The organism is Haloferula sp. A504 (assembly GCF_044385805.1).
In the GTDB taxonomy this organism is placed as follows: Bacteria; Verrucomicrobiota; Verrucomicrobiia; order Verrucomicrobiales; family Akkermansiaceae; genus Haloferula.
The window spans coordinates 1-9517 of sequence record NZ_JBISBU010000102.1 but is presented as its reverse complement, the minus strand read 5'-3'; the positions used below and the strand labels follow the sequence as shown (position 1 = coordinate 9517).

Annotated in this window: 1 protein-coding gene; it reads left to right on the top strand. The window is 66.6% G+C overall.

The features are described from left to right. Positions 1-354: 354 nt before the first annotated feature. Positions 355-9517: SdrD B-like domain-containing protein (locus ACG2LG_RS23235; RefSeq protein ID WP_396263172.1), on the top strand; the 9163-nt coding region annotated here is incomplete at its 3' end.

The following is a 9517-nucleotide window of genomic DNA, read 5'->3' as shown; positions in this document are numbered from 1 at the left end:
CGGCGAGGTGTTGTTCCTGAGCGGTCGTGCGGTGTTCGTGCGCTCGCAGGCCGGATTCGACGGCTACACCATGCCCCGGCCTTGGTCGCCGTGAGGGCGTTGCCCGCGCCATTCTCATGACCGCACTGCTGGCGGTTAGATCCTCGAATGCCGCCCGATCCGGCTTCACGCGATCGCGTAGTGACATTTTTTGTTTAGATATCTAAGATATAAGGTGTGTTTGGTTAACAAGCCTTTCCGAAATTTCATCCCCAAGCCTTTTCCAACCGCTGCCAACACCCACCGACGCCTCACCTCCCACTGGAGGTCGGGCGCCTGAAAGCTCCCCTGAAAACCGCCAACCCCTGCACCACCATGAACCAGCCCGTTCCCACTGGTTCCCCCCTTGCGCAACGCGCAAACCGTTCCCCCAAGACTTCGATCGCCCTGCTCGGCTTCACGCTTGCATTGCTTGCGTCCGGGCACGCCCACAACCTCGACACCCGTGCGACCGGCATTGCGTTCGCCCAGGACTACCTGGAGCAAATGAGCGCCCGCGGATCGGCGAATGAGCCACTGATCCAGGAGAACGACGAATTCTGGATGCTGCTCAAGACGACGCCCGGGCCCGGCACGACGACCGGCGTGGGCGGCTACCAGACATTCTACGTGCCGGATGGAATGCAGGTGGTCGATGTCGCCTACGTGCTTCCGGATCCCACCGACCCCCGCGGCTTCCGCGCGATCCCGATGAAGGGCCAGTCGCCGATCGCGATCGGGACCGGATCGATCTCGCCCAAGACCACGCCGGAACTCACCGGGTGGTCGCTCCCGGGCGTCAATGGACTCGGGGTGAGGCACGATCCGGTGACCGCCGACGGTCACGACCGCGGCACGCTGGCCGGCGTCTATGCCGACACCGGCATCTTCTTCTCGACCGATCCGCGCACGGCTTGGAACAGCTACGGCGCGGCGATCTCCGGGGGCACGTCGCCGATGACCAACAACTCGGGCGACGACGTCGGGGAATACTTCGCCGACAACGTCGACGATTCCGAGATCAACGGGGTGTTCGGGACGATGACGCTGTGGGATTCGTATCAACTTCGCGCCTACGGACGGAAGGACGTCTCGCCGATCATCGATCCCGAGGACGGTCGCGGCAATGCCCCCTGGGGCCTGGCCAACGCCGTGGCCGGTCCGCAGTCGGGCTACGCCTGGGAATTCGACTACGAGACCTATCAGTCGACCGCCGGCAGCACGGCCGACAGGATGCGGTCGGCGATCCGGGTCGGCCCGTGGCAGCGGATCAAGTATCCCGGCAGCCAGATTTCCTCGGACCAGCCGGGGCTGAACAGCGACACCCTCGGGTATGCCGGCATCGATGCCAGCCTGATGGGGGCCGACCCGAGCGCGCTGCCCGAGGGCATCACCGCGGTGCGCTTCGCGATCGGCCAGCTCGAACTGGGCCGCCCGGAATACTCGGCGGTGAAGGTGAAGATCTACCAACTCACCGGCAATGCCGACGACTGCTTCCCGATGTATGCCGATGCCTTCGGCGGCGACGCCGGCGGCACGGATGGAGGAAAGGACCACATCTGGCGCTACTTCGATCCGACGGTGGTCAAGCTCGACGCCTGCGTGGGTGTCCAGAAGGTCGCTTCCAAGAAGCTGGTGGCGCCGGGCGAGATCTTCCATTTCGACCTGACATTCATCAACAACGGCCTGACGACCCTGCCGAACGTCACGCTCACCGACGCCCTGCCCAGCGGACTGCAATTCGTCAGTTCGGTGCCCTCGCCCTCCTCGGTGAGCGGTTCGGAGTATGTCTGGAAGCTGGGCGGCGTGACGCCGGGCTCGGTCGAAACGGTGCGCCTGTACGTGAAGGCGACCGGCACCGGCACGCTTTACAACACCGTCGTCGCCCGCTCCGGCACGACCGTGGTGGGCGTCGCCACCGACTCGGTGGAAGTCGGCACCCGGGCGATCCTGATCAAGAGCAAGTCGGTGACCCCGACCGTCGCCGCACCGGGCGACACGGTCGAGTACACCATGCTTATCGAGAACCTCGGAACCGGGCCGAGCGGCACGCCGATGGTCATCCGCGACTTCCTGCCGCCGGGATTCAGCTACGCCAGCTTTGTGTCGGCGACGCTCAACGGTGCGAGCATTTCCAGCCCGACGATCACCGTCGATGCCTCCAATCCGGCCGAGCCGGCCTTCACCATCGAGCAGGGCATCCAGCGCGACCGGTCGCTGGTGATCCGGTTCAACGCGCTCATCGGTCCCGATGTCGCGCCGGGCACCTATTACAACCAGTATCAGGTTCAGTACGAGCGCAAGGTCCTGCCTCCCATCCCCGAGGCGCCGGTCGAGGTCGGGGGCGGCCGGATCGGCGACACCGTGTTCGTCGACTGGAACGGCAACGGCACGCAGGATCCCGGAGAGCCGGGGCTCGATGGAGTCGCGGTGCAGCTGCAGCTCGATGCCGACAACAACGGCTCGTTCGAGACCTCGCTCGGCAGCCAGGTCACCGATGCCGAAGGCGGATACATCTTTTCGGGGCTCAACGAAGGCGCGTACCGCGTGGTCGTGCCCTCGCCCGGCAGCGGTGGCGTGCCTGCGGGCTACACGTTGACAGCGGATCCCGACGGCGGTGTACTTTCGGCGACTTACAATGTCACGCTGGCGCTGAGCGAGGAGTTCCTCGACGCCGACTTCGGCTACCAGCCGGGAGGCTCGGGAACGATCGGCGACCAGGTCTTCGAGGACCTGAACAAGAACGGCGTGCCCGACGCCGGCGAGCCGGGCATCGCGAACGTCACCGTCGAGCTGTATGTCGATGTCAATGGCAACGGCTTGATCGATGCCGGCGATTTCGTGCTGGCGAGCACCACCACCGACGGGTCCGGAACCTACGGCTTCACCGGCCTGGCGACCGACCGGGACTACCTGGTCGTGGTCGATTCCTACGATGCCGACATCGCGTCCTACTTCACCGGGCTCTACGGGGCCTCGGCGAACGAGTTGACCTCCACCAATCCGCACCTCGTGGCGTCCGGTTTCAGCAGCGTCACCACCGCCGACTTCGGCTTCTGGCGCGCGGTGCCCGCGGAGATCGGCGACCAGGTGTTCGTCGACAACAACCTCGACGGCCTCTACGACGCCGGCGACGCGCCGCTCGGCGGGATCCCGGTGAACCTCTTCGCCGCCGACGGCGTGACCCTGGTGGCCACGACCGCCACCGACGTGCTCGGGCAGTATCTCTTCGATGATGTCGCCTCGGGCACCTACGTGGTGAAGGTTGATACGACCGACCCGGACATCCCGGGCGGCTATTCCGCCTCGGTGCTTTCGGTCAATCCGACGGTGGCCGCCGGCGACTCTTTCCTCGACGCCGATTTCCCGTTCGTCTCGGTCTTCAACAAGGAAGTGGACAAGGCCTCGGCGCTGCCGGGCGAGCTGTTGAACTACACGCTCTATCCCTACTGGCCCGGCCCGAGCCTGCTCGGCGGGGCGACGGTCACCGACGCGGTGCCCGCCGGCACGAGCTTCGTTTCCGCCACCCAGGGGGGCGGCACCGGCGGCCTCACCGGTTCGGCCGCAATTCCCGGAAGCGTGGCGGGTGTCGCGGGCAGTTCGGGCTCCCTGACGTTGACCTCGGTCGCCGACAACGAGATCTGGAGCGACAAGCCGGATGACAATTACGGGACGCTGAAGGAGATGTGGATCGAGCGGACGAACTCCTACCTGAACCGACTTCTCCTCCGCTTCGACCTGTCTTCGATTCCCGCGGAAGCGACGATCGATTCGGCGGTGATGACGCTCGAGCAGAAGAGTGGCGCGCGCGAAAACGACAACCCGGCCATCGCCGCACACCGCCTGACGCAGCCCTGGACCGAGTTGGGGTCTTCGTGGAACAGCCGCAGCGCGGGAACTCCGTGGACCAATCCCGGTGGGGACGGGGACTACGACCCGGTCGCGACCTGGACCACCAACGTGACCTCGGACGATCCCTACGACTGGACGCTCACGCCGCTGGTTCAGGGCTGGGTGAACGGCGCTTATCCGAACTACGGGGTGATCATGCGCCTGCCCGACCAGGCCACCGACGTCGAGCACGAGTTCTACACCCGTGAGGAGGGCACCGAGTCGAGGCGTCCGAAGCTGGCGGTCAGCTACACGGTGGATCCGGTGATCGCCACCACCACCGCCATCGCCGCGGCTCCGGCCAGCGTGATCGATGCGGGCTCCGGCTCGAACGTCACCGTGACGATGACGGTGACCGCCGCCGGGGCGGTGAGCGACATCACGCCCACCGCGCTGACGGTGAACACGGGCGTGAACGGCGCCACTGCGACGCTCGTGTCCGGCCCGACCGGCTCGCCTGCGAGCATCGGCTCGGGTGGTGGATCGGCCCAGTTCACCTGGGTCTACAACGTGACCGCCGGGTCGGTGGAAGACCAGGTGACCTTCACGGGCGCCGCCAACAGCCCCGGGGCGACCTTTGCCGCGGCGACCTCGAACGGCGTGGTCGTGGACCAGGCCTCCGCCGGCGACACGGTGACGTGGAATCTCGGAAGCAACACGCCGGCCATTGACGGCAGTCAGGCCGGCATTTCGACGGTCTCCTACGTGGCCTCCTCGACGACGTCGGTCCGCCCCGGGACCACCCTGACCCCGGCCAAGCCGGCGGGCACGATTGAGAATGACGTGATGATCGCGTCGATCGCCTTCGACAAGGGTTCGGACCGGACGATCACGGTGCCCGCGGGCTGGAACCTGATCCGCCGGACCGACAGCGGCAACGAGCTTGGCCTGGCGACGTATTACAAGATCGCCGGCGCCTCGGAGCCTGCCAACTACACGTTCAGCATGGATGCGGACGAGAAGTGGAGCATCGGCATCAGTTCCTACCGGAACGTGAACACCGCCGCACCGATCAATGCCGAGGCGGGGCAGACCAACTCCAACAGCAGCACGGTGACCGCGCCCTCGATCACCACGAGCGTGGACAATGCGATGCTGGTCGGCGTGTTCGCCACCAGTGAAGGGGCAAGCGGTGGAGCCACCTTCAACAGCTACTCGGATTCGCTGGCCGAAATCTACGACGTCAACACGCAGGATGGCGGGGGCAACGAGGCCGGCTTGGGTTCCGCCTACGCCACCTTCCCGTCGCCCGGGGCCACCGGAATCCGCACCGCCACCGCGGTGAGTGCCGGTGACAACATCGGCCACCTGCTGGCCCTGACGCCGGTTGGCGGCGTCGATACCACCACCGAGATGTCCATCCTTCCGGCGTTGGTGACCGATGGCGGGTCGGGCGTGAACGTGAACGTGAGCATGACCGTGACGGCCGCCGATGCGGTGAGTGGAATCACGCCGGGCACCCTTTCGGTGAACGGCACCCACGGTGCCGGGGCGACGCTGGTTTCCGGTCCCACCGGCTCCCCGGCCGACATCGGCGCGGGAGGTGGATCGGCCACCTTCACCTGGGTTTACAATGTCACGGCGGGTTCTCTGCCCGGTGAGGTGGTCTTCACCGGAGCGGCGAGCGGCAACGAGGCCTCCTTCGATGCCGCCAGCTCCAACGGGGTGATCGTGACCCAGCCGCTTGGCATGACGGTGCAGATCGACAGCCCGGACCCCGGCGTCTCCTTCATCGAGAACGTCGCGCAGTTCTACAACGGTCCGGCCTTCCTGGCCCAGGACGACGCGGTCACCGGGCTCGGCGGCTCCATCGGCGACTTCGTCTGGGCCGACCTGAATGGCGACGGCACGCAGGATCCCGGCGAACCGGGAATCGGCGGCGTCAGCGTGAATCTCTACGCCGCCGACGGTGTCACGCTGGTCGGCTCGGCGGTGACCGACTCCTCCGGCGCGTATCATCTCTACGGCCTCGCCGCCGGCGATTACGTGGTGCGCTGCGACGCCGCCACGGTGCCCGCGGGGTATTTCGGCACCACGCCGGTTTCGTTGGCAATCACCCTCGCGAGCGGCGAGCAGTACGAGGACGCCGACTTCGGTCTCGACACCCTGCCGCCCGGCAGCGGGAGCATCGGTGACTACGTCTGGATCGATGCCAACAACGACGGCGTTCAGGATCCGGGCGAGCTGCCGCTCGAAGGCGTCGGGGTGACCCTTGAACGACTGATCAACGGCAACTGGACAGTGATCGGAACCGACACCACCGGCTCGGATGGCCTCTACGGCTTCACCGGCCTTTCGGCGGCGGATTATCGCGTGACGGTCGACTCCGCGAGCCAGATCGCCAGTCCCTACGCACAGGGCGCCTTCGCCCTCGGCGAGGTCACCGCTCCCACCCATGACGCCGACGGCATCGGCACGCCCCATGAGTCGCTGGTCACCCTGGCGACCGACACCACGGTCATCGACACCGCTGACTTCGGTTACAACTGGACCGGCAGCATCGGCGACCTGGTGTGGTGGGACTTCAACAGCAACGGCCTGCAGGATGAGGCCCCGCTGGTGGGAGTGCAGGGCGCCCGGGTGCAGGTCTATTTCGACGCCGACTTCGACGGCATCCTCGACCGGGTCGCCGGCGACTATCAGATCGCCCAGACGGCCACCGATTCGGCCGGCCAATACCGGATCGAGGGTCTGCCTCCCGGGAATTATTTCGTCGACGTCTACGAGGACAGCATCACGACCGACGGCAACCGCGACACCGTGCCGACCACCGAGGAGATCGTGCCGGTCAACCTCGTGCTCGGCTCGATGGACCGGGACGACGCCGATTTCGGCTACTTCGAGGGCGCCCGTGTGGAAGCCACCGTGTTCTGGGACGCCAACCAGGATGCGATCCTCGAAGCGCACGAGGCCTTGCTGCCGGGCATCACCGTCACCGTCGCCGGCACCGACACGCTCGGCAATCCGGTGACACAGTCCGCGGTCACCGATGCCGACGGCCACGTGATGTTCATCGTTCCGGAGGGCGATTACACGATCGGCTACGACACCGGCGAGGTTGTCACCAACTATCCCGCGCTCAGCACCGCGACCACGCCCACGGCTTTCGAGTTCGCGGCGGAACCCGGCGAGGATGGCATCCGCTTCTTCTATTTCGGCGTCGATAACTCCGGTGCCATCGGCGACACCGTGTTTGCCGACCAGGATGCCGACGGTTCCCGCCAACCGGGCGAACCCGGGCTCGCGGGGGTGACGGTGAACCTTTATCTCGATGCCGACGGCGATGGCACGATCGACCTCGCCGGCGGGGACCTCCTGCTTGAAACGACCGTCACGGACGATGCCGGCTTCTATCAGTTCACCGGCCTGGCCGACACGTCCGGCGCGGCGGAATACCTGGTCGAGGCGTTCGCCGCGACGTTGCCCGCCGGCTACCAGACCGTCCCGAGTGCCTATCCCGCCGGGGCCGATCCCCTCACCAGCACCTATGCGACCGTTCTCGCGGGTGGCGAGACGATCGATCTTGTCGATTTCGGGTATCCGCCGGTGCCGGCCGTCTATCACACGGTAAGCGGAACGGTTTTTCACGACGACGGATCGGGCGGTGGCGTTTCCGGTGACGGCCTGCTCAACGGTGGCGAACCCGGCCTGCCGGGAACCGTCGTGCGCGTCGAGATCGATGCCGACCTCGGCGGCGGCTACGAACTGGCCTACCTGGTGCCGGTCGACGGCGGCGGCTTCTACAGCTTCGGGGGTATTCCCGACGGCGCCGGCGTGCGCGTGACGGTGATCGAATCCACCCTGCCGAACGACGCCTACGTGCAGACCGGCGATCCGGATGGCGGCCCGCTTTCCCCGGTGTGGACGATCCCGGTCGTCTCCGCGGACGAGACGGACATCGACTTCGGCTATCTCGAAACGCTCGGCAGCATCTCGGGAACGATCGTTCTCGGCGACGGCAACGGTTTCTCCGATCCGGGCGAGACCGAGGTGGCCGGCGTGCCGGTGAGCCTGCGCTTCGCCGGGGACGACGGGATCCCCGGCACGGCGGACGACGTGATTGCCACGACCTCGACCGCGTCGGACGGCAGCTATGCGCTTGGTTCGCTGCGGCCCGGCGCCTACGAGATCACGACCACGGTTCCGGGCGGGCTCCTCGCGCTGGCCGATGCCGACGGCGGCAACCCGAATTCCATCAGCGTGAGCCTCGGAATCGGGGAGAACGTGACCACCCGCGATTTCGAATACGAGGCATCCGCCATTTCGGGCGTCGTGTGGAACGATCTCGACGCAAATGGCGGCCGCGAGGCGGGAGAGCCCCTGCTTTCGGGCGTCACCGTGTTCCTCGATCTCGACCACAACGGCCTCCAAGACCCCGGTGAGCCGACGACGGTGACCGACGGTTCGGGCTTCTACGAGTTCACCGGCCTGCCGTCCGGCTCCTTCGATGTCCGGGTCGATCCCTCCACCTTGCCCGGTGGCTCGCTGGCCAGCTTCGACTTCGATGGTACTACGACGCTGCATCTCGCCAGCGTGACCGTGGCTCCGAACGCCGACCAGACGGGCGTGGACTTCGGCTACTACCAGCTCGGCTCGATCACCGGCACGGTGCGGGTGGACATCGACAATGACGACCTGCCGGACCAGCCGCTGGCCGGGGTGACGGTGACCCTCAAGGACGCGTCGGGCAACGACATCGACAGCGATCCGGTGACCCCTGGCATCCAGCCGACCACCACGCTCACGAATGTCGCTGGCGACTACGCCTTCGGCGGACTGTTTCCCGGGGACTACCGGGTCGTGGAAAGCGATCCGAGCGGCTTCATCTCGGTGAGCGACGTCGACGGCGCGAACGACAACCTGATCGGTGGCGAGACGTCGCTGACGGTGGTCTCGGGGGGATCGAACGGCGGGAATGACTTCGTCGATGAACGTCTCGGCACGATCTCCGGCTCGGTGCTTGCCGACACCGACGACGACGGTGCCGGCGATGCGGGAATTTCCGGGGTGATCATCACCTTGACGGACGCCGCCGGCGATCCGGTGGACTCCGATCCGGGCACGGCGGGCGTGCAGCCGGTGACGGCGACGACCGACGGCAGCGGCGGCTATGTCTTCGCCAGCGTCCCGCCCGGCGACTACGGCGTGGCGGAAACGCAGCCGTCGGGTTACGAGACGGTCAGCGACGGCGACCGCACCGACGGCGGCGACGACGCGGCGAACGTGGACGGCACCGACGACTTCATCCCGGTCAGCGTCTTCGACGGAGAGATCGATACGGGAAATGACTTCATCGAGATCGAGTTGTCGTCGATCAGCGGCCACGTCTATGTCGATGCCACGCCGCTCGCGGGCGTGACGCTGACCCTGCTGGATGAGTTCGGCAATCCGGTCGACGGCGACCCGGCCACGCCGGGCGTGCAGGAGGTCACGACGGTGACCGGGGCGGACGGATCGTATCGCTTCGACAACCTGCTCCCGGGGACCTATCAGGTCCGGCAGACGCAGCCGGTGGGCTACGACAGCTTCGGCGACGTCGACGGCGGCGACCTGGACATCATCGGCGACATCACGCCGATCGTCATCGCGCCGGGCGAGGAAAGCCCGG